Genomic DNA, 22,619 nt, shown 5'->3' on the forward strand with positions numbered 1-22,619 from the left:
AAACTATCAATAAAAAAAGGAAATTCTACAAAAATTGCTATAAAATAATTATTAATTCTGTCAGTTCCATATAGAAATATATCCGAAATTATCTATAATTCTCTGAGCTGATGGACTCATAGTCCAATCTATGAACTTCTTAACTTCTCCACCCGGACTTTTCACTGTATAAAAATATAAATATCTGACAATTGGATAAGTATCATTTTTTACGTTTGCTTCCGTAGGTTCAATACCATTAATTTTCATTAGTCGGACACCTTCCTGATATCCAATTCCACCAAAGCCAATAGCATTTCTATCTTTAATTATTGCATTAAGTACACTTTGAGTTGAATTACTTGACAAAGCATTATCACAAAATTCTTCGTCAAGCAATATATGTGACTTGAAATATTCATAAGTTCCAGATTGGGGTGTTCGTATTACAGTGGAGATAATGTCCTCTCTACCACCAAATTCAGACCATTTAACAGATTTGCAGGTAAATATTTTTTTTACATCATCAAGCGACAGACTTTCAACAGGATTATACCAATTATTATATATACTGAGGGCATCTTTTGCGATTAAATATGACATGCCAATGGCTGAGTAATTATCAGCTAAGGTTTTCACCTCATCCGAACGAATATTTCTTGAAGATATGCAAATATCTGCATTACCGTTTTGTAGTGCCTCAAATCCGGCGGATGAGCCGCCTCCTTTAACATGTAAGACGATTCCGGGATTCAGCTTCATATACTCACTTGCAAGTCTGATTGTTAGGTAGTACATAGTGTCCGAGCCAGCAATGCTTATTTCATTGGGCTTCTTGTCGCTTGTAATGCAGGAATTGATTGTTAGAGCAATCAATAATGTTTGTATCAGCAAGTGAAAATTATCTTTTCTCATTTTTTAATTTTATTCTTTCGTAATAATAATTAGTCCATTCAGCCCATTCAGGCTCAGTTTCTGACATAGCAACTGTAGCAATCAGGTTCATAAGTAAATGTGTGTGTTGAACAGCTGCGTGCCAATTTATCAAAATATCAGTATCATCAAAAGGTGTATGATAAAATCCTGCCATATATTCAACAAGTCTGAATATACCATAATCTCGACTCACATTTTTATAGTGTGTGCCATCCATTACCATCATTCCCGGAATTCCTGCAGAAGCAAAAGCAATCTGGTCTGATCGGTTGAAACTCTCTATTTCAATAAACTCTTGTGGAAATTCTTCTAAATATAAATTCATATTCCGGGCTGTGGTTCTTAATATTGTATCAAGCTCCGATAGTTTCGAGCCAATACCGACTACAGAATTGAAATTATCAATGAATGCCATACCATCAATGTTAATATTAGCTATAGTTTTATATAAAGGAAAAGCAGGATAATTCAAATAATGAAGCGAGCCCAAAAGCCCTTTTTCTTCAGCAGTAGTAAGCATAAAAACAACACTTCTTAGTGGCTTGGCTTCTGACTTTTGCATAATTCTTGCAATCTCTAAGAGCGATGAAACTCCCATTGCATTATCAAGCATACCATTATAAATCGAATCACCTCTAATCGCAGGTCCTATACCAAGATGGTCATAATGAGCTGTTACTATTACACAGGTTTGTTTTAATTTTGAGTCGCTTCCTTCAAGATAACCAATAATATTAGGAGAGAAAAATATTCTGTCTTTATAAAAGCCTCTGAAAGTCATTTTACTTTTCATTTCAAATGAAATCAGTTTATTCTCAAAGAACATTTTGCTTAAAGTTTCATAATCATATTTTTCATAAGCAAAAAGTTTACTTGCAATTTCAGGCTGAATCAGTAAAGTAAGAATATCTGATGGCGAATAAGCAAGAGAAAGCTCTGGGAATGAATATTCATATACCGTTTTTGTCCATTCTTCGTAATCGAAATCTATAGGATTTGGAATAATGATACAGGCTTTTGCTCCCTGAGCGAGAGCTGTACGTTGTTTGATGTCTATATTACTATGTTTCGTTGCAATATTACCCATGAAATAAATATCATCATCAGATTCCGGTTCTCCGGAGTAACAAACTACTATTTTATTCAAAACATTTATATTGCGGTAATCATTATAATCATATTCAGGAGCTGAAATACCAAATCCTGCAAATACCATCTCAACAGGCTTTGGAATTATTGTTCCGCTGCCGGTTTTATGAACCAGATACTCAAAGTTAATTTCAGGAAGAATTGTATCAACAGAATTATATAGTTCTAATACTGATTCAGGCTGAACAGTAATTTCATGTAAAGGTACGTTTTGCTCAAAATTTTCATATCCGGGAAATTGTTTTAGTCCAATTTCGCCAAATTTAGCTGCAAGATAATCTGCTGCAATAAAACCTCCCTTTTGTCCGGTACCTCTGCCCCAAAATTCATCGGCAGCCAATTCGTATGCAACTTTCCTTAGATTTTCTCTATCAGGTTTTTGATTATAATACAAATTGTACTGACCATAAGATGAAATAACAGTAAATATGCACAATATAATAATATAATAATATAAGTCGAACTTTATCAAATTTCTTGCGTAATAAAATAATATTAAAAAATTGGAAAAATTAACAAAGCAAAATAACGATTTGAAATGAAAAATTATCATTATTTTTTTAATTTTAGCTGAAAATTTGTTAATTTTATTTTTTTTGAAAATGTTTTTTTATAAAACTTCTAAAATTTAAGGATTTTTAAAATGATGAATTACTTAAAAACGTTCTTTATTGTATTATTTTTATTATCAATAGGAATATTTAGTCAAATGCTTAATGCACAAAATGAGCTACCTGAAAGAAAGGATGTAGCCGACAAATACAAATGGAATATCACGGATATATTCAAAAGTGCCGCTGATTGGAACAAAGAATACTCTTCACTTGAAAATGATGTCAAAAAGTTTACTTCTTACAAAGGCAAAATTTCAAAATCAGCTAAAGAGCTTCACTCATATCTTGAATATTCAAGTGAAATTGGCAAAAGATTTTCAAGAGCTTACCTTTATGCTTCTTTAGGTCGCGATACTGACCTTATAAGCAGCGATTTTCAGGTTATGTTCGAGAAAATGCAGAAACTTGGTGCTGAATTATCATCTCTGCAATCATTTGCAACACCCGAAATCCTCTCAATAAGTGAGAGTGATTTCCTGAAATTTTTGAAAGATGAGCCAAAACTCAAAGCTTATGAGCATGAACTCAAAGGCATTTTCAAAATGAAACCTCATACCTTGACAGCCGACGAAGAAAATTTGATTGCCAAATTAAGTCCGATTTCGCAAATTCCAAATAACACATATTCTATTCTTAATGATGCTGAACTTCCATTTCCTTCAATTCAACTCGCTGACGGAAGTGAAGTTAAATTATCACACGGCAGATACAGAGCTGCTTTGTATGCACTCGATAGAGACTACAGAAAGGCTGTTTATAAAGGAACTTACGAACCTTATAATGCCTTGAAAGGCACTTTCGCTGCTTTATATAATGGCAGATTAAAAACAAGAATCATCAATTCTGAAATCAGAAACTACAAAAGCCCAATTGAAGCTGCTTTATCCGGTAATGATATACCTGTTTCAGTTTACGAAAATTTGGTTAATGTCACCAATGAAAACCTCAAGACTCTTCACCGTTGGGCATCTATCAAAAAACGCGCTTTGAAACTTGATGAACTTCATCCTTACGACACTTATGTTACTCTATTCCCTTCAACTCAGAAAGAATATACTTATGATGAAGCAGTCGAAATTTCGCTGAAAGCACTTGCTCCACTTGGTAAGGAATATGTTGATGCTGTAAAATTCGGCTTTGATAACCGCTGGATTGATGTTTACGAAACTAAAAATAAAAGAAGCGGAGCATATTCAAATAGTTCAGGAGCAGGACCTCATCCGTTTATTCTATTGAACTGGAATAATACTCTTGATGACGTTTTCACACTTGTTCATGAAATCGGTCATAATATGCATTCTTTCTTTTCCGAAAAGAATCAGCCTTTCCACTATGCTGGATATTCAATATTTGTAGCTGAAGTAGCATCAATTACAAACGAAGCTCTTTTACTCGATTATTTAGTGGAAAATGCTGAAAGTAAAGAGGAAAAAATGGCTTTACTGGAGAAATTCTTAACAGGTGCTCAGGCAACTTTCTTCCGTCAAACAAGATTTGCTGAATTTGAGAAAGAAACTCACGACAGAGGTCTAAAGGGAGAGGTATTAACAGAGCCTGCTCTTACAAAAATTTTCGCAGATATGTACCAAAAATATTGGGGTCCTGAAATGGTAACCGATTACGAAGAGGGGCTTTCATGGGCGAGAGTACATCATTTAGTCAAGTACAATTTCTATGTTTACCAGTATGCTACCGGATTCGCTGCAGCTCAGGCACTTGCAGAACAAATCAAAAATGAAGGCAAACCTGCTATTGACAGATATCTTGGATTCTTGAGTTCTGGAAGCTCTGATTATCCATTGAATGTTCTCAATAAAGCTGGAGTGGATATGAGTACAAAAGCACCGATAGAAGCGACAATTTCAAGAATCAATAAATATCTTGATGAACTTGAAAAATTGATGAGCGAATAGAAAAATTGAGTGTTTAGTTAGATGTTGATTCAATATTAAAAAGGCTGAGTGTTTTTCTCAGCCTTTTGTATTTTTGACGGTGTAAGGATTTCGAGCCTGACAGAACTATATGTCTTTTCTTGAAATAGATTGACAGAAAAAAGTAGAAAAAGCTATAAATAACAAAAAATCTCAAGTGTTTTTGAGTTATTTCCATCTCTAAATATAATGAATAAATCTTGCATTATCAAACTGAAACATTCGTCTGCTGCTTAGAATGGCAAATAGTATTTTATGCTGAATCTCAAAAAAGTGTTAACATTGTCAGCAAAAAATTTATTTTAGTATAACTTCTTCTATAAACTCAAGAGTCTCAGGATTGAAGACACGTAAAGTTACATTTTTTCCATCTATATTGAAAAAGCAAATTATGTGTTCAGAAGTGAAGAATTCAACCTTATCAGACCAAGGCATATTTTCTTGACCGTAGTATGGAGCTCCTGCAGCACCATTAACTATTTGCCAGACAGGATTTTTAATCTTAAGCTTATCTTTTTCCCATTCATCCGGATATCTCTGCATATCCTGACTGATTAACATTCTTGAATAATTATGCTCGTCGCCTGTAAGCAATGCAACAACTTTTGAACTTTTATTGCATATTATATCCAGAAATTCATCTCTTCGCTCGATAATTCCTTTTTCAGCATAAACCCCAAATAAATATGGTCTTGCATCATTTTTGCCATTATACCACATAGCATCATAACTGTGCCCGCCATTTGGAAATGCCGGTGTATGAATAGTCACAAAAATATGGTCAATATAATTGTCTTTTTCATACATTTCTATAACTTTTTCGAGCCATTCAAGTTGATTGTCCATAATATAGCTGTGCGGGTTACCACCAATAAATTTCAATGCTTTAGACGATGCAGCGTATAAATAATCTGAATTTAATACAATCATCGCTGTATTTCCATAATAATAATGATATACCTGGTCATCATATTTAGGGAAATCAGCATTATTGGGGTTAATATCATATTTTGAGTTATCTTCTGATGCAGGTCCATTCTTGAAATTGCTGAAACATTCGCTGAAAGCTGATTCAGAAGAATTTGATTCAAATGGAAAAGCGTTTATGCTTATACCATAGTTTGAGCCGTCATCAAAATTATAAAGGATGTTTTCGTGATTTCCCATACCGGTGTAAAATGGTAAAAACGCTGCATAAGGCTCAATCGCTCTTTTCCAGTTTGAATACTGGAGTAAAGTTTCGTCGTAAGAAGTCAAATATCCGGTAATCAAATCACCTGTAAATTGGAAAAATTTTACATCATTAGCAAGAGCCAGAGCTGCACTTTTTTTCATAATATATGCATTGACTCCATTAAGGTCTCGCTCACCACCACCAAATCCACTACGACTGTCGCTCGAAAATGCAAAACTAAAAGGGGATTTATCACCTTTTGGTGGTGTCGTATTGAAACTATATGTTTCAGTAAAATCATCAATTATTATTTTATATGAATATTTTGTATTTGGCTTTAGTCCGGTAATATTGATTTCATGGTTATCTGTATGTACTGAACCCTTAATAAGTTTGCCGTCTATTTCTATTGTGGGAATTAATGTAGCATTTGTTCGGAATGTTACAACGGCTGAATTCTCAGTTACCTGATTGATAAATGGTCCTTCAGTAATGTGATTTACCACAAAGAAAGGTCCTTTTCCAGTGAAATTTAATTTTCCGTCATACAATATTCTACCATGCTCATTCACAAGCCTGTAGCCAATTTTACCGTTTCCTGTTTTTTGCCAGTTAGCTATATCCTTAATACCTGATAAGTATGAAATAATATCAATATCACATTTGCCTGAAATAACATCAACTGATTTATTTAAATATATAGGATATTTGAATTTGCTGTTGTTTATCTGATATAATCCAAAATATAGCTTGCCGTTGATTTTTTCGCTTTCAAAATTAAACTTAAAACCCTTTTCTGTTCCGGTTGCAGGATTTTTGATGTTATTATAAGTTATCAAAGGCTCATATTCTCTACTTTTCAGAATTTGATTTGTTTCAGGGTGAACAAATTCAAGTATGCCATTATTGAATTGAATGTTTATGTACAAACCTGGAATTGCAATTTCCTGACTGTAATTTTGATAAATGAATGAAAAAAGCGAGATAAGACATATTACTTGAAATTTTGACATTTTATATTCTCACTAAAATATTTGGAAAATGTTTATATAATACCTGCAAAATTACTAAAAAAATGTTAAGAATAGCTTATAGTTTGGTTAATTTTTAAAATTCAATAATTTTATTTTTTTTTAAATATGTTTTTTTGTATTTTTATAAATTAGGTTTACTGCATTTGTGATTTAAGTTTGATTAATTACAAGGACGTATTTACGGATTAATTCAGGAAAGCAAAAGTGCTGCAAGTAAATAATGAAAGTCTTCAAATCTTGGATTTTTTGCCGATAGGCATTTATAAAACAGACTTCACAGGAAAATTTTTATATGCCAATGATAGTCTGGCTCATATACTGGGTTATTGTGATGTCAATGACCTGCTTTCTCAAAGTGCGGCAAACTTCTTTGTAAGACCTGAATTACGTATACAGGAATTAAGCAGCAATATTAATGATTTGATTTTTACTGAAGAACTTCAACTTAAAAGAAAAGACGGTAAAATAATCTATGTGTTAGACAGATACAGAAAGTATAAATCTTTAGACGGCAAAATATATTACGAAGGCAGTATTGAAGATATTACCAACAAAAAGGAACTGGACTTAATAAAAAACAAACAAAGCCAGGATATTAAAGAAAGGTTTCTGACTTTATACCAATACACAAATGATGCCATATTTCTTCATGATTTTGATGGAAATTTTATTGATGCTAATCCCGCTGCTCTTAGCATAATTGGTTACAATAAATCCGAAATCCCGAATCTTAATTTAACTGATATTGTGGATTCGGAGGATTTACCCAAAGCATTGGCAGTTGTGGAACAAATCAAATTAATAGGAGTTCAGCAGGATGCAACTACTTTTAAATTAAAGAAAAAAAATGGCGATACAGTTTGGGTGGAATCTTTTGCTGTTGCTAATTTTAAGGATGGAAAGCCTTACGCAGTTCAGGGAATTGCAAGGGACATTTCGATGCGAAAGATAGCAGAATTGAATTTAATCAAAAGTGAGCAGGATTACAAGGATTTAATTGATAATTTGCCTGAGCCTGTTATAATTCATCATGAAACTAAAATTGTAAATATTAATAAAAAATGCGAAATAATTTCAGGATACAAGAGAGAGCAAATTCTTGGAAAGAGTATTTTCGACTTCATTCCGAATGAATATCATCAAAAAATAGCAACAAATATGTATAAAAAATATTCTGGTGAAGAAGTTGAATCTTATGAAATTCAATTTAGAACTGCTGATGAAAATTTAAAAAATGTACTGATTAATCCATTAATAATTAATTATGACAATAAGTTATCATCATTAATTATTTTAAGTGATATAACTGCTTTCCGTGATGCCGAAAAGATAATATTCAAGAATGAGAATATGCTTAAAGATATTATAAATTCAATTACTTCAGTTATAATTGTTATAAGAAATGATGGAGAAATAATATCACATAACAATAGTCTGGATATTTTTTTAAAAGGTATATTAAACCATAGAATTAATCCTTTAAACATTATTGATTTATTTGATAGTCTAAAAATTGTTGACTCTCAAAATTTAAAAATAAATTTAAAAGATATAATTGAAAATTTAGAATTAAGCAATGATGATTGTTACAACAATGATATTCAAATATTATCCAATAATAGTAAGTTTTGGTATAAATTGTCTATAAACAGGCTTTCTCAAACACAAAATGAGTTTGTTGTAGCAATCAATGATATAACAGTATTTAAAACTTCTGAAATTGAGAATTTAGAATCGAAAATCAGAATGCAGACAATACTTGACAACTCCATCCAATCATTTGTATTAATTGATACTGACCGAAAAATAGTAGCCTTCAATGATTTTGCAGCAAGTAATGCACTAAATAACTTTGGCAGTGAAATGAAGGAGGGTGATTTACTTGAACTTTTTGTTGAAAAAGAAGAAATTGAGAGGTTGAATGATACTTTAGATGCTGCATTTAAGGGAAAAATTCAAAAAAATGAGCGTTCATTTATCTCTTCTGATGGTTCTGTCAGATGGTATGTTTTTTTATATACACCTGTCAAGATAAATGGTATTGTAAAAAATGTTGTACAGAATATAATTGATATAACAGAAAAGAAGGAATCAGAAAAAAAATTAATTGATTATCAGAATAAAATTGAAAGAAAAAATTATGAGCTTAGACAGCTTACAAAAGCAGTTGAACAGTCTGCAAATTCGATAATGATAACTGACAGAGAAGGAATTATAACTTACGTAAATCCATCTTGCGAAAAAATTTCTGAATATACTAAAACTGAATTAATTGGAAGAAATGCAAATTTACTCAATGCCGGTGTCCAAAATAAAGATGTTTACAAGGAGTTATGGGAAACGGTCAAATCTGGAAAAGTTTGGAAAGGGGAATTCCTGAATATAACAAAATCAGGAAAAAAATATTGGGAACATGCATCAATTACACCTGTTTTTGATAATAATGGTGAAATTACGAGTTTTATTGGTATCAAGGAAGATATAACTCAAAGAAAAGAATTTGAGAAAACACTTAAGAATAATGAAGAAAAAATTAATGCATTGCTAAATGCAATTCCTGATTTTCTATATGTGATGGATAAAGATGGTTATTATCTTGAGGCATACACACCGAAAGCAGAATCTCAATTTATACACTCAAAGAATGATTATTTGAATCAATCAATATATGATATATTATCCCCCGAGCTTGCAGTACTGACTCATAATAATATTAAGAAAGCAATAAGTACAAATGAAACTCAGCATTTTCATTACAGTATTTCGCAATCAGATATAGAAATATATTTCGAAGCCAGAATGGTTAAGTGTGGCAATGATAAAGTTTTATCAATCGTCAGAGATATCACAAACCAAATAGAAAATGAAGATATTATACGAAGACAAGATAAAATCAAGCAAGTTTTAACTCGATGGGCAAATGAATTTGTAAATTTATCTTATAACCAAATTGATTCAGGAATAAGTAAAGCAATAAGTGAAATCGGGTCAGTTCTGGATGTGGACAGAGTATATCTCTTTTCTTATGATTATGTAAATAAGATAGCGGTTAATACCCATGAATGGTGCAATTATGGTATATACCCCGAAATTGATAATCTCAAATCCGTCCCTTTGGAATCTATGTACTCCTGGGTAGAAGACCATCAGAACGGAAAAATTGTTTTGGTTGAAGATGTTCTGGCTCTTCCCGAAGATGACAAAATCAGACAAATACTTGAGTCTCAAAATATTAGAACTGTAATGTCAATCCCTGTAACTAATAATAACAATTGCATGGGCTTTGTTGGTTTTGATATGTGCAGAGATATTAAGAAATGGACTGAGGAAGAAATATTGATGCTAAAACTTCTGTCTGAAGTTATTTATAATTTATTTGAACGAATTGAAGCGCACAAAATAAATGAATATGCAAACGAATCAATTTCGAGATTGGAAAAAACTAAAGATATTCTGTCAAAATGGGCAAGAGAATTTATCAATGTCCCGTATCACAAATATGATGAAACAATAAATTCTACTTTAGCGGAAATTGGAGAAGTTGTTGATGTTGATAGAATTTATATTTTCAGTTACGATTTTGATATTAAGATAGCTACCAACACTCATGAATGGGCAAGAGAAGGTATTGAACCTCAGATAGAAAATTTCCCGATTGTTCCTTTCGAGAATATGATGAATTGGGTGGAGATTCATCAGACCGGTAAATATGTACTAATTCCAAATGTCTCTGAGATGGATGACTCAGACCCGCTTAAGTTTTATCTTGAGCCTCAGGAAACAACTTCAGCTCTTGGAATACCAATTTATAATAACGGAGAATGTTTTGGATTTGTTGGTTTTGATGCAGTAAGAAGAATTAAGATTTGGAATGATGATGAAGTTATGATGTTGAAATTCCTTGCAGATTTGTTATATAATTTACAAGACAGGTTCAGAAGGCAGGAGGAGCTTGTTATAGCCAAGCAAAAGGCAGAAGAAAGCGATAAACTTAAATCTTCATTTCTTGCTAATATGTCTCATGAAATCAGAACTCCGATGAATGGAATCATCGGATTTGCAAAGCTTGTAGCAGCAAAAAATATAACCGATAATGAAAGGAAGGATTATTTGGACATCATTAAATTATCCAGTAACAGACTTATGGAATTAATTAATGATATTCTGGATATATCTAAAATTGAAACAGGTTTAATGGAAGTATGCAATTCACAAATTGATACAAACGACCTTTTGAAAGAAATTTATAATTTTTACCAGCATGATGCGTCCACATTAGGTTTAGATTTTAAAATTTCTTTAGACAGTTTTTTTGAGAGTACATACATAGTTTCTGATCAGGCTAAACTGCATAGAATACTGTCTAATCTTGTAAGTAACGCTATTAAATTTACTAATGAAGGATTTGTAGAAATTGGTAGTAAGCTAACACAAGAAAAAATTGAATTTTATGTTAATGATACAGGTGTTGGGATATCTGACTCATTTAAACCTTTCCTTTTTGAAAGGTTCAGGCAGGAAGATATCAATCTTAACCGACACCATGAAGGTGCAGGTCTTGGCTTAGCAATCTGCAAAGGACTGTGCGACCTGATTGGAGCTGAAATTTATTTAGAAACTAAAAAAAATGTTGGTACAAGAGTTACAGTGACTCTACCAATTTATCAAAATAATTTAAATGATATTACAAAAATGAGTCCGGAGCACGTCATGATTATGAATTGGAAAGAATCGGTTATACTTATTGCTGAAGATGACGAAATCAATTTTAAGTATATCGAAAAATTACTTTCAAAAATTAATGGTGTATCAATTGTCAGAGCCCGTAACGGCAAAGAGGCTGTAGAACTTGTTGAAGCCCACAATGAGATTGACCTGATTCTGATGGATATAAAAATGCCTGTTCTTGATGGTCTTTCAGCTACTAAACAAATCAGGTTATTCAAGCCTGAAATGCCTATTATTGCAGTTACAGCCTTTGCTATGGTTCAGGACAAGAAAGCCGCTCTCGAAGCTGGCTGTAATGACTATATATCCAAACCGTATGAAGCAGAAGAAATACTTGAAATCATTAATAAATACCTTGCAGTATAAATCTGCTTTAATAACAATATGAAATATTTTTTTATATTAGTTGTTTTTTTAACTTCATTTTATTCGGGTGATGCTTCTGTATTGCTAACTGGTGAGTTCCTGGAATATAATGTAACTTATCTTGGCGTATCAATTGCAAATGTGAAAATATATAATGACGGGTGGACTAATCATGGTAAGCGAAGTGTAGTTAAAGTAAGAGCGAACATATTTACTTACAGTCATATCCCAATGATTAATGCAAAAGTCAGGATGGAAAGCCTGATAGATAGAGGAGGGATTTATTCACATGAATATGTCCGCAATATTTCGCTTAGAAACAACCCTTGGGAGTATCAAAAAATTGAGTTCAATTATTCGCAAAATTTGTTAAAAAATAATAAATGGATTAATAACAAGAAGACTTCATCCATAAATTTGGAATTTGAGCCAACCTATAGAATTCATGATGCCCTCGGTCTTTTTTTCAAAGCAAGATTTGCCGCCACTCCCGGTAATTCAAGCAAAATTTTAACTTATCTTGATGAATCACCATTTTATACAAACATAAATTTTAGTTCAAAAAAAGAGTTGATATATGTCGGAGGAGTAAGCGGAAAAGTTCGTTCTGTATATGGCAAAGGAAATGCTGATTGGCAAAAGCAGTTTGGCATCACGGGCGAGTTTGAAGGCTGGTTTAGTGATGATTCTGCACGCATACCACTTAAGGGCAAACTTGATTTCATTGTTGGTAAATTATCAATTGAACTTGTAAAATATCAACGTGACGGCTGGCAGGTACCCAGATGAAGTTATCTGTCGTAACTATTTGTTTTAACGAAGTTAGCACTATACAAAAAACTATTGAAAGTGTCATAAAACAGAATTATACTGATTTTGAGTATATAATTATTGACGGTGGCTCGACTGATGGTACCATGAATATTGTTAATCAGTATAAAAATGTTGTAAGTAGAATAATTTCTGAAAAAGATGAGGGGATTTTTTTTGCTATGAATAAATCTCTTGATTTAGCAATCGGTGAATTTATTTATTTTCTAAATGCCGGAGACTTCCTTGTAAACAATTATATTTTCAGTGAAATATTCGAAATTGTTAAAAGTGAAGATTTGATTTATGGCGATGTAATTTTTGTGTATGAAAGTGGACTGAAATTCAGGAGACGTTCACCTAAAACATTAAAGCCTGAGTATTTTTTTATTGATAGTATTAATCATCAGACAACTTTTATTAAGCTGGATTTGATTAAGAAAGCAGGCGGTTTTGATACAAGTTTCAAAATCGCGGGGGATTATGATTTAATTCTCAAGCTTGTTTATCAGGAAAAATGCAAAACAAAATATATTGAAATGCCTGTTTCATATTTTAATTTATCAGGCATTAGTTCAAATTCCGGGTTTAATGAATTGCAAAATGAAGAACGAGCAATATGTTTAAAAAGATACTTTGATGCTGATACACTAGAAAAATTGAGAAAAAAGAAATTTATATCAGATATAATAAATAAAAAAATCAAGTACTCATATTCATTGATTTTAAGTAATTTATCGAATAATTTTTTATTCGGAAAGAAATAATATCATGATTAAAGAATTTCCTAAAATATCAATTATTATAGCTTGCCTGAATGAAGAAAATTATATTTCTGAATGTTTGGAATCCTTGTTGATGCAGGATTATGATGGTGACTTTGATATAATTGTTTCAGATGGAGGCTCAAAAGATAAGACTATAGAAATCATACAAATATTGCAAATCAATAACTCTAAAATAAAGCTAATAAATAATCCGAATAAGATACAATCAGCCGGTAGAAATATTGCAATTGAGTCTTCTGATGCAGAATATATAGCTTATATTGATGCTCACAGATTAGCTGAAAAATCGTGGCTTAGTAATTTGTGGGAAGTATATGAAACGAAGACCCAAGCTGATTTGAAAATTGTAGGCGTTGGCTCAGTTCATTACGATGCTTCCAAAACAAATTTTTCGAAAGCTCAGGAGATTGCATTTCAGAGTTTAATGAGTGGCGCCGGCTCCGGAAACTTTCTGAATAAAAAAACAGTAGAAAAAGTAGACCATGCTTGTATGTGCCTTTACAACAAAAAAATTATAACTGATGTCGGTCTTTATGACGAAAGTCTGCCCGTAGGAGAAGATATTGAATTAAATCACAGATTGACCATTTTAAATGATTATAACTTATATCTGAATCCAGGGGCGATAAACTATTATCATCCCAGAAAAGATTTCTCGTCGCTCTTAATGCAACAGTTCAATTATGGCTACTGGCGGCAGATTGTAATTGCTAAACTGAGATCAGCTAATAAGCTTAACTCATTGCAAATGAAAAAGATTGAAGGTATGCAATTGAAAACTTATATACCGGCATTATTTGTTTTGTTTATTGTTTTACTTTTCATAATGTCATTTTTTATTGATTATGCATTTTATTCATATTGGATAATCGTGTTAATATACTTGTTTATATTAGCTTTAGCATCAGTATTTTATTGGATTATTAACAAGGTTTCTCCTGTAAATTTAATAATTGTTTTCGTTGCGATACATTTTGGCTATGGGTCAGGCGTCTTAACATATCTTTTTAACTTAAAAAAAATCAGAAGGTAGCTTATGCAACCGATGAATGCTGAATTCATATTAGGGAGTGCCGAAATATCGCAGTTCCCTGAAATAAATCTTCCTGAAATTGCTTTTAGCGGCAGGTCGAATGTTGGTAAATCATCATTATTAAATAGTATTGTACTTAGAAAAAATCTTGCTTATATTAGTTCAGCTCCCGGAAAGACTCAGCAGATAAATTTTTTCAACGTTGAAGGTCGTTGGGTTTTTGCAGACTTACCCGGATTTGGCTATGCAACTACGGGCAAAGAAAACAGAGAAAAGTGGAAAAAATTAAATTTTCAATATCTCGAAAGCAGAAAAAACTTGAAATTGGTTGCTGCTTTAATTGACAGTCGCCACGATCCAATGAACACTGACCTTGCTTTAATCGAATGGTATGAGGAGAATCAAAAGGATTTCATTATTATTTTGACCAAATGCGATAAAATTAAACCCGGTGCAATTTCAACAAGACAAAAGCAAATCGAACATCTTGTTTCACAATGTAAACATTGCCGAGAAGTGCTGCCATATTCATCACAAACAAGTCTTGGAAGAAATCAGCTAATCGGAATACTTAAGAAAATCACTTTATAGGATAATAAATTATGTCAAATTTTCAATCAAAAATCAAAGATACGATCAATCTATCTATTAGTACAAAACAAGATTTACTCAATCAATGTTCTGCAGAAATTGAGAATATAGGCTATAAACTTGCCGAATCCATTAAAAACGGCGGAAAAATCATGTTTTGTGGAAACGGTGGCAGTGCTGCAGATTCACAGCACCTGGCGGCTGAACTTGTTGTAAGGCTAAGAAGCCACGTAAATCGTCCTGCTCTTCCCGGAATAGCTCTAACAGTTGACCCCTCAATATTGACAGCAGGAGGTAATGATATTGGATTTGAAAATATTTTTGCAAGAACAGTTGAAGCTTACGGAAAAAGCGGCGATGTACTGATTGGCATTTCAACAAGTGGAAATTCAGGAAATGTAATGAATGCTATGACACAGGCAAAAGAGATGGGAATTTTATGCATTGGGTTACTTGGAGCAGGTGGAGGTAAATTACTCGGAATGTGTGATTACTCGGTTGTTGTTCCAAGCAATGTAACTGCAAGAGTGCAAGAAAGTCATATTTTGATAGGTCATATTTGGTGCGAAATGATTGAAGAAATACTTTTTCCTGAATATTTTTAAAAAAAATTGAAATTATTTATTTTTTTCTTGCACAGAATTAAAAAAAGTATTACTTTTGTATTTCGTATTGACGCCGGATTAGCTCAGCTGGTAGAGCAGCTGACTTGTAATCAGCAGGTCGGGGGTTCAAGTCCGTCATCCGGCTCATATAAAGCAAAGCCCGCCATAGCGGGCTTTAGTTTTTTTAAATAGATTTTTATTTCTCAATTTTATATAAGATGTTTTCTAAATGACATTCCAGGAAGCGGGTATAAATCCCGAACTTATTAGGGCAATATCAGAACTTGACTTCGAAAAAGCAATGCCCGTGCAGGAAAAAGTAATTCCTGCGGTTCTAAATACCGAATCAGATATCATAGCACTTGCACAAACCGGCACCGGTAAAACAGCAGCCTTCGGTCTTCCCCTGATTCAGCTCTCAAATAGTAAATCAAATAAAACTCAAACGCTGATTCTTAGCCCAACTCGCGAGCTTTGTATCCAAATTGCAAATGATTTAATGGATTACGCCAAGTATTTACCTGATATTAAAATAGTACCTGTATATGGTGGTGCAAGTATAGAAACTCAGTTAAGAGCTATGAAAAGCGGAGCGCAGATTGTTGTAGCTACTCCGGGCAGACTTATTGATTTGATGGAAAGAAAAGCCGTTAAATTAAATGATGTCGAATTCGTAGTACTTGATGAAGCTGATGAAATGCTCAATATGGGTTTCACCGAAAGCATCAAATCTATTCTCTCAGCAGTACCTAAGGAAAGACGCACTTTTCTGTTTTCTGCTACAATGCCGCCTGAAATTGCCAACATAGCTAAAAAATATATGAGCAAACCTATGGAAATTACTGTAGGTGCAAAAAACTCCGGCGCTGATAACATCAAGCATATTTGCTATACTGTGCATGCTAAAGATAAATACGAAACCCTAAAACGTGTTGCCGATTATTATCCCGACATCTATGGTATTGTATTTTGCAGAACAAGAATCGAAACTCAGGAAATTGCAGATAAATTGATTTCAGACGGATACAATGCAGAACCGCTTCACGGAGATATGTCACAGCCGATGCGGGACACAGTAATGTCTAAATTCAGGAATAAAACTGTTCAACTTCTGGTCGCAACAGATGTTGCTGCAAGAGGTATTGATGTTGATAACTTGACTCATGTCATCAATTATAATTTACCTGAAGATGTTGACGCCTACAATCACCGTAGTGGTAGAACAGGCAGAGCAGGGAAAGCCGGTATTTCAATTGCTATAACAAACCTGAAGGAAAAGTATAAAGTAAAACAAATCGAAAGTAAAATTGGTAAACAATTTAACCGTGAAAATGTTCCTACAGGCAAAGAAGTTTGCGAGAAGCAGTTATTCCATTTGATTGACAGAATAGAACATATCGAAATTGAACATAGCGGAATTGAACCTTACTTACCAATAATTTATAAAAAATTAGGTTGGCTGGATAAGGAAGATTTAATCAAACGTCTTGTTTCTGTAGAATTCAACAGATTTTTGCAGTATTATAAGGATTCAGGCGACTTGAATGTTCCTGAATATCAGGAACGTGAAAGTAAGGGTGGTAAGAAAAAATCTTCCAGTAAAGATTCTTCCCGTGATATGATGTCATTCACCGATTTGTTTATTAATGTAGGTAAAAGTGAAAACTTTACTCCCGGTAAATTGATTGAACTTTTGAATAAAGCCAACAGAGGCACAAAATTTAAAGTCGGAAGAATTGATATTACAAAAAGCTTCACTGTTTTTGGTGTGGAAACCGATGTAGCTGATGTTATTATTCATTCAATGAATGGAATGAAATACGAAAACCGTAAATTAGTTGTTAAGTTTGACGGTGGTAATAGCAAGTCGAGTGGCAGTTCTGATAAAAAAAGCAGAAGAAAAAAGTAAAATAACAATTTACATGTATAATAATTTCAAATATTTTCGTATATTTGAATAATGATTTATGTTTAAAATACATGTGAGTCAGTCATGAAAAGTACTTTTAAGATTTTGCTTCTAGTGATTCTATCATTAGTTTTTGCAGGTTGTCCGGAAGATGGTGTATCTCCGATTGCAGATGAAATTCTTGCAGAAAAGAGCCTCAGCCCTTCTTCTGAGTTGCAAACTGTAATTTCTACAAACGACATCCAAGTATTGATTCCCGGAGGTTCCCTCGAAACTAATCTGGAGATAACAGTCTCCAAGATCACGAACCCACCCGGCTTCAATATTGATGGTGTTGTCCTTGGTAAAAACATTTATAAAATATCAATGTCCGGCAAATTCCTGTCGAATAAATATTATACTGTAATTATCAAGTATGACAAAAGCAAGGTTAAAGCCGGTCAAAATCCTGCAGATATTGTTCATGGTGCTGTTTTTAACGGCAATTGGATGCAGGGCGATTATACTCTGAATACAAATTCAGGCGAAATCCTTTTTGATTATTATCCAAATGACGACGGAAAATCAACCGGTGACCTACCGAGATTACAAAATGATGATGAAGTTATTTTTGGCGATGCTTATACAACTACAGATACAGGCGATAGCGATGATTTACTCGCATTGCTGAAATATCTTCATGGAAACATTCAGATTTATGATTATGAGGATGATGATATCAGTTTTAATTTTGGTAATTATGTAAGTAAATCTCCACTGATTACCTGGAATAAAAACTCTTTTACTCTAACCTCTAAATTAATTCCAACAGGTTCACACACAGGATATGAAAACAAACTGACAACCACAATATCCGGTGATTTCACTCCGAGTAAATTAGATGCATGGGACTGGAAAGTCAAAAATCTCACTATCCTGGTTGATGGAACAATGGAAAGCAACAACAAAATTGAGTATCACCAATATACTATAAAATTTAATGATTTGTCAGACGGTTGGTATCATAGATTGACAAATGGGGCAATGCTTCAGTACTCATATCAGTTAGGAAAAGTTAAGACCGAAATGATTAATACTTTCGATATTCAAATTGTCTACCATGATTTTACTGATCCTAATAACGAAAAATGGTTTGAGAGGAAACTTTTTAAATCAGATATTAATTTCGGTAGTGATTATAACATATTGACTTTGAATTTTTACGAAAATGCGACACAATAATAAAAAATAGGGGCTTTCAAATTTTGAAAGCCCCACTTATTTCTGAAAGTCGGAAATTAATAAAATTAATGACCGAGCTTTGCTTTGTAAGCGTCAGCATCCATAAGATTATCAAGCTCTGATAAATTGCTCATCTCAATTTTAACAATCCAGCCGGCACCATAAGGGTCTTGGTTAACAGTTTCAGGGGCGTTGTTGAGTGCGTTATTGACATCAACAATTTTACCTGAAACAGGTGCAAACATATCAGCAACAGTTTTAACTGCTTCAATTGTACCGAATGTATCGTTTTGAGATACTTCTGCTTCAGAATCAGGTATATCAATATAAACTATATCGCCTAATTCGCCTTGTGCGTGGTCTGTTACACCAACTTCTGCGATATTGCCATTTACTCTGACCCACTCGTGGTCTTCTGTGTACTTTAGATCATTTGGAAAATTCATTTTCGCTCCTAAAAAAAACTTTTTTAAAAATTGCAAATTACGATAATGTAAAATTACAAAATTTACATTGATTTCCAATCATTTCTTTCCAAATATTTTGTATCAATGTTGCCTGCGATGAAATCTTTATTTAGCATCATACTTTTGTGGAAAGGAATTGTTGTTTTAATACCCTCAATAATGAACTCGTCAAGCGCTCTGTACATCTTTGCTATGGCTTCATTGCGTGTATTCCCGCGAGTTATCAGTTTGGCTATCAGTGAGTCATAATTTGAAGGAATGATATATCCCTGATATGCGTGTGAGTCAACTCTGACTCCGTGACCGCCAGGCATGTGAAATGCTTCAATTTTCCCGGGTGATGGCCTGAAACCATTTTCGGCATCTTCGGCATTTATACGGCATTCAATTGAATGGAATTTAGGTTCAGAGGGTTTCAAGGATAATTTTTCTCCTCCGGCTATGAGAATTTGTTCTTTAATCAGGTCAATTCCCAAGGATTCTTCAGTTACGGGATGCTCAACTTGAATACGTGTATTCATTTCCATAAAATAGAAATTCATATCATTATCAACTAAATATTCGATAGTTCCGGGTCCATAATAATTTACTGCTTTAGCACCTAAAACAGACACTTCGCCCATTTGCTTTCTCAAAGCTGCACTTACAATAGGGGAGGGTGCTTCCTCAATCAATTTTTGATGACGTCTTTGGGTCGAACATTCTCTCTCATTAAGGTGAATCACATTGCCGTATTTATCACCGAAAACCTGAAATTCAATATGTCTCGAGCCCTGAACGAGCTTTTCTATATATAAATCAGGGTTGCTGAAGAATGCTTCTGCTTCATTTTGAGCGAGATTAAAGGCACCTTTCAGCTCAGATTCGGAATTTACCATTCTCATACCTTTACCACCGCCACCTGCTACTGCTTTAAGCATTACCGGATAACCAATATCACCACAGACTTTTACTGCTTCATCAAGTGTTTTGACTACTCCCAAGCTTCCGGGAACAACAGGCACACCGGCATTTCTCATAGTGTCCTTAGCAACAGATTTATTGCCCATACGCCTGATTGCATCTGCTGAAGGACCTATAAATGTAATATCATGGTCATTGCAAATATCAACAAATTTGTCATTCTCAGCCATAAATCCGTAACCGGGATGAATTGCATCGGCATTCGTAATCATTGCTGCTGATATTATTGATGGAATTTTGAGGTAGCTCTCGCGGCTTGGAGGTGCACCAATGCATACAGCTTCGTCTGCAAACCTGACATGAAGTGATTCACGGTCAGCTTCGGAGTAAACAGCAACAGTTAATATTCCAAGCTCTTTGCACGCTCTAATAACACGAAGTGCTATTTCGCTTCTATTAGCAATTAGTATTTTTTTTATCATTATATTGTTTATTCAGGTCGTACAACAAATATTGGCTGATTGAATTCTACAGGTTTAGCGTTTTCTACTAAGATTTTTTCAATAATGCCTGCAACATCACTTTCGATTTCATTCATAAGTTTCATCGCTTCTATTATACATAGTGTATCGCCGGGTTTCACACGTGAACCTACTTCTACAAATGAACCTGCATCCGGGGATGGTGAGCAGTAAAAAGTACCAACGATTGGCGATTTGATTGTGTGAAGATTTGAGTCTACAGCCGGAGAAGATGCTTGTGTTTGCTCGCTTGTCTGAACAGTTGGCGGAGCAATTGATGGAGCAGCGATTTGTGGTGCGGCATAAGATTGTGTTGATGCCACCGTTTGATGAATATCTGGCTGCTCTAAAGCCAGAGAAATTCGAACTCCGTCCTCCTCAATATCCATGTGAGTTGCTTTACTGTCATCAAATATTTTTACAAGTCTGCGTAAATAATTTAAATCCATATTTTCACCGAGATTTTTAGATTATAAAATTTATATTTTTTGTTTGACGTAAAGTCTCTATTAATATTTAACAAATGATTTATCATAGTTAAATTTATAAATATGTATATTTGTATATAGAGATATATCGCTTAACATTATTTATGAAAACCTTAATTCTTATAATTCGAAAGTAATTCTAATAAGATGATGTCAATAGTCTAATATTTTCATTGCCAGAAACCCGCTCTTCTGAACTACATAGAATATTATTCGAAACAATAATAAAAATAAAATTTTGATATTATTATGCCGTCTTCTCAAAAAAGAATTTGACAAATTACAAAAAAAACCTTATTTTTGTATTCTGTAATATGGCGGATGTAGCTCAGTTGGTAGAGTGCCAGATTGTGGCTCTGGTTGTCGCGGGTTCGAGCCCCGTCATTCGCCCTTGAAAAAAAGAAAAAAAAATTAGCAGTTGATTATAAATTAACTGCTTTTTTTATTATAGACTTAATTTTGGTTGCAGAATCTCTTGCTGCAATTATTACTTCATCGTGAGTAACTTCTTGCATTATTTCACTTGCTGTATTTGTGATTAGTGATAAGCCTATTGTTTCAATTCCTAAAATTTTTGCGGCTTTTAATTCCGGCACAGACGACATTCCCACAGCATCAGCTCCCAGCCGTCTGAATGCACGAATCTCTGCTCTTGTTTCGTAATTCGGACCGGTTACTCCAATGTAAACTCCGTTTTGATATGGAATTCCACTTCGAATTAATTCTGCTTCTAATTGTTCTTGATAACTACTGTTATTTCTATTTACAGGGCAACGATAGTCTGTATCTGCCGGAACAAATGATGAATCATAATTTTTAAAAAAGAAAAAGTCAATTGTGTCATTGAATAGCATTATATCACCTACTTGAAATTTAGGATTTAAACCTCCTGCGGCATTTGTGATAATTAATCTTTTAATGCCTAAAATATGAATCAGTGCTACAATAGAGCAAATCTCTGATAGTGTTCTACCTTCGTAGTAGTGAAATCTGCCTGAGAATACTAATGCGTTTTTCCCATCAAAATCATAATGGAGCATTTCTCCGTGGTGACCTTCTACTGAAGTTTTGGGAAAATTTTCAAGGATGTTATAATTTAGAGTTTGTGTATTTTTGTTTTTTTCAAATGATGCAGCTATACCTGAACCGGCAATAATTGCTATATCCGGAATATCGCTAATAATATTCCTGACCTGATTGGCTGCTGATGTAAATTTTTTCAAGTATTTTGAGTTCATATCAAGTTTCATTTAGTTATAGACGCAGATTACTTTCTTTTATGAAATCAACAGATAATCTACCCAAAAAAAATTATGAATAGTTATACAATAAGTTTGAAATATAAACGAAAAATAAATTTAATAAATTCTTG

Annotated in this window: 16 protein-coding genes and 2 tRNA genes; 11 read left to right on the plus strand and 7 right to left on the minus strand. The window is 33.4% G+C overall.

The window, feature by feature from the left end:
* Nucleotides 1-60 precede the first annotated feature (60 nt).
* Both KF896_02445 and KF896_02450 read right to left on the minus strand, forming a co-directional pair.
* Nucleotides 61-894: a phosphate ABC transporter substrate-binding protein gene (locus KF896_02445; GenBank protein MBX3042553.1), complete on the minus strand. Its 834-nt coding sequence runs from the start codon at nucleotides 892-894 to the stop codon at nucleotides 61-63.
* Complete coding sequence (locus KF896_02450) at nucleotides 881-2,500, minus strand: M28 family peptidase (protein ID MBX3042554.1); 1,620 nt, start codon at nucleotides 2,498-2,500, stop codon at nucleotides 881-883. Before KF896_02450 ends, KF896_02445 begins: the two co-directional genes overlap by 14 nt.
* Before the next feature lie 207 nt (nucleotides 2,501-2,707).
* Between KF896_02450 and pepF the strand changes: the two genes are divergently transcribed.
* Entirely contained in the window at nucleotides 2,708-4,591 is a 1,884-nt protein-coding gene (gene pepF / locus KF896_02455; protein ID MBX3042555.1) for an oligoendopeptidase F, read from the plus strand.
* A gap of 315 nt (nucleotides 4,592-4,906) precedes the next feature.
* Here the strand turns inward: pepF and KF896_02460 are convergent, their stop codons facing one another.
* A complete protein-coding gene (locus KF896_02460) occupies nucleotides 4,907-6,796 on the minus strand; it encodes a hypothetical protein (protein MBX3042556.1) in 1,890 nt (629 codons plus the stop codon).
* Between the two features lie 225 nt (nucleotides 6,797-7,021).
* Here KF896_02460 and KF896_02465 point away from each other — a divergent pair, with 225 nt between their 5' ends.
* The 9 genes from KF896_02465 (at nucleotide 7,022) to KF896_02505 (ending at nucleotide 18,868) form a co-directional block, all read left to right on the plus strand.
* Nucleotides 7,022-11,911 carry a PAS domain S-box protein gene (locus tag KF896_02465; GenBank protein MBX3042557.1) on the plus strand — a complete coding sequence of 1,630 codons (4,890 nt, stop codon included), beginning with the start codon at nucleotides 7,022-7,024 and terminating at the stop codon, nucleotides 11,909-11,911.
* An 18-nt stretch (nucleotides 11,912-11,929) separates the two neighbouring features.
* On the plus strand, nucleotides 11,930-12,700 hold the full coding sequence (locus KF896_02470; protein MBX3042558.1) for a DUF3108 domain-containing protein: 771 nt from the start codon (nucleotides 11,930-11,932) through the stop codon (nucleotides 12,698-12,700).
* Nucleotides 12,697-13,488 carry a glycosyltransferase gene (locus KF896_02475; protein ID MBX3042559.1) on the plus strand — a complete coding sequence of 264 codons (792 nt, stop codon included), beginning with the start codon at nucleotides 12,697-12,699 and terminating at the stop codon, nucleotides 13,486-13,488. Before KF896_02470 ends, KF896_02475 begins: the two co-directional genes overlap by 4 nt.
* 4 nt (nucleotides 13,489-13,492) lie before the next feature.
* Nucleotides 13,493-14,542 carry a glycosyltransferase gene (locus KF896_02480; protein ID MBX3042560.1) on the plus strand — a complete coding sequence of 350 codons (1,050 nt, stop codon included), beginning with the start codon at nucleotides 13,493-13,495 and terminating at the stop codon, nucleotides 14,540-14,542.
* Nucleotides 14,543-14,545: 3 nt separating this feature from the next.
* Nucleotides 14,546-15,133 (plus strand): ribosome biogenesis GTP-binding protein YihA/YsxC, encoded by a 588-nt coding sequence (gene yihA, locus KF896_02485; GenBank protein MBX3042561.1) that lies wholly within the window; start codon nucleotides 14,546-14,548, stop codon nucleotides 15,131-15,133.
* Between the two features lie 11 nt (nucleotides 15,134-15,144).
* Complete coding sequence (locus KF896_02490) at nucleotides 15,145-15,738, plus strand: SIS domain-containing protein (GenBank protein ID MBX3042562.1); 594 nt, start codon at nucleotides 15,145-15,147, stop codon at nucleotides 15,736-15,738.
* 72 nt (nucleotides 15,739-15,810) lie between these two features.
* A tRNA-Thr gene (locus tag KF896_02495) sits at nucleotides 15,811-15,883 on the plus strand.
* An 84-nt stretch (nucleotides 15,884-15,967) separates the two neighbouring features.
* Entirely contained in the window at nucleotides 15,968-17,647 is a 1,680-nt protein-coding gene (locus KF896_02500) for a DEAD/DEAH box helicase (protein MBX3042563.1), read from the plus strand.
* Nucleotides 17,648-17,731: 84 nt separating this feature from the next.
* Nucleotides 17,732-18,868, plus strand: coding sequence for a hypothetical protein (locus KF896_02505; GenBank protein ID MBX3042564.1), 1,137 nt, complete (start codon nucleotides 17,732-17,734; stop codon nucleotides 18,866-18,868).
* Between the two features lie 65 nt (nucleotides 18,869-18,933).
* On the opposite strand, the gene gcvH is transcribed toward KF896_02505, so the two are convergent.
* From gcvH to accB, 3 genes are all read right to left on the minus strand, one after another.
* Nucleotides 18,934-19,314, minus strand: coding sequence for a glycine cleavage system protein GcvH (gene gcvH, locus KF896_02510; protein MBX3042565.1), 381 nt, complete (start codon nucleotides 19,312-19,314; stop codon nucleotides 18,934-18,936).
* A 62-nt stretch (nucleotides 19,315-19,376) separates the two neighbouring features.
* Nucleotides 19,377-20,720 carry an acetyl-CoA carboxylase biotin carboxylase subunit gene (gene accC / locus KF896_02515; GenBank protein ID MBX3042566.1) on the minus strand — a complete coding sequence of 448 codons (1,344 nt, stop codon included), beginning with the start codon at nucleotides 20,718-20,720 and terminating at the stop codon, nucleotides 19,377-19,379.
* Between the two features lie 8 nt (nucleotides 20,721-20,728).
* Complete coding sequence (accB, locus tag KF896_02520; GenBank protein MBX3042567.1) at nucleotides 20,729-21,208, minus strand: acetyl-CoA carboxylase biotin carboxyl carrier protein; 480 nt, start codon at nucleotides 21,206-21,208, stop codon at nucleotides 20,729-20,731.
* A 356-nt stretch (nucleotides 21,209-21,564) separates the two neighbouring features.
* On the opposite strand from accB, the gene KF896_02525 reads away from it, so the two are divergent.
* Nucleotides 21,565-21,637 (plus strand) — tRNA-His (locus tag KF896_02525).
* Nucleotides 21,638-21,669: 32 nt separating this feature from the next.
* On the opposite strand, the gene KF896_02530 is transcribed toward KF896_02525, so the two are convergent.
* Nucleotides 21,670-22,485, minus strand: coding sequence for a purine-nucleoside phosphorylase (locus KF896_02530; protein MBX3042568.1), 816 nt, complete (start codon nucleotides 22,483-22,485; stop codon nucleotides 21,670-21,672).
* Nucleotides 22,486-22,619 lie beyond the last annotated feature (134 nt).

The organism is Ignavibacteriota bacterium (genome assembly GCA_019637995.1).
Taxonomy (GTDB): domain Bacteria; phylum Bacteroidota; class Ignavibacteria; order Kapaibacteriales; family UBA2268; genus JANJTB01.

Coding starts and splice junctions, on each gene's coding strand:
- gcvH (MBX3042565.1), bottom strand. CDS start 19,314: ATGAATTTTCCAAATGATCTAAAGTACACAGAAGACCACGAGTGGGTC.
- KF896_02460 (MBX3042556.1), bottom strand. CDS start 6,796: ATGTCAAAATTTCAAGTAATATGTCTTATCTCGCTTTTTTCATTCATT.
- KF896_02505 (MBX3042564.1), top strand. CDS start 17,732: ATGAAAAGTACTTTTAAGATTTTGCTTCTAGTGATTCTATCATTAGTT.
- KF896_02480 (MBX3042560.1), top strand. CDS start 13,493: ATGATTAAAGAATTTCCTAAAATATCAATTATTATAGCTTGCCTGAAT.
- KF896_02475 (MBX3042559.1), top strand. CDS start 12,697: ATGAAGTTATCTGTCGTAACTATTTGTTTTAACGAAGTTAGCACTATA.
- KF896_02500 (MBX3042563.1), top strand. CDS start 15,968: ATGACATTCCAGGAAGCGGGTATAAATCCCGAACTTATTAGGGCAATA.
- KF896_02470 (MBX3042558.1), top strand. CDS start 11,930: ATGAAATATTTTTTTATATTAGTTGTTTTTTTAACTTCATTTTATTCG.
- KF896_02445 (MBX3042553.1), bottom strand. CDS start 894: ATGAGAAAAGATAATTTTCACTTGCTGATACAAACATTATTGATTGCT.
- accC (MBX3042566.1), bottom strand. CDS start 20,720: ATGATAAAAAAAATACTAATTGCTAATAGAAGCGAAATAGCACTTCGT.
- yihA (MBX3042561.1), top strand. CDS start 14,546: ATGCAACCGATGAATGCTGAATTCATATTAGGGAGTGCCGAAATATCG.
- KF896_02490 (MBX3042562.1), top strand. CDS start 15,145: ATGTCAAATTTTCAATCAAAAATCAAAGATACGATCAATCTATCTATT.
- pepF (MBX3042555.1), top strand. CDS start 2,708: ATGATGAATTACTTAAAAACGTTCTTTATTGTATTATTTTTATTATCA.
- KF896_02530 (MBX3042568.1), bottom strand. CDS start 22,485: ATGAACTCAAAATACTTGAAAAAATTTACATCAGCAGCCAATCAGGTC.
- accB (MBX3042567.1), bottom strand. CDS start 21,208: ATGGATTTAAATTATTTACGCAGACTTGTAAAAATATTTGATGACAGT.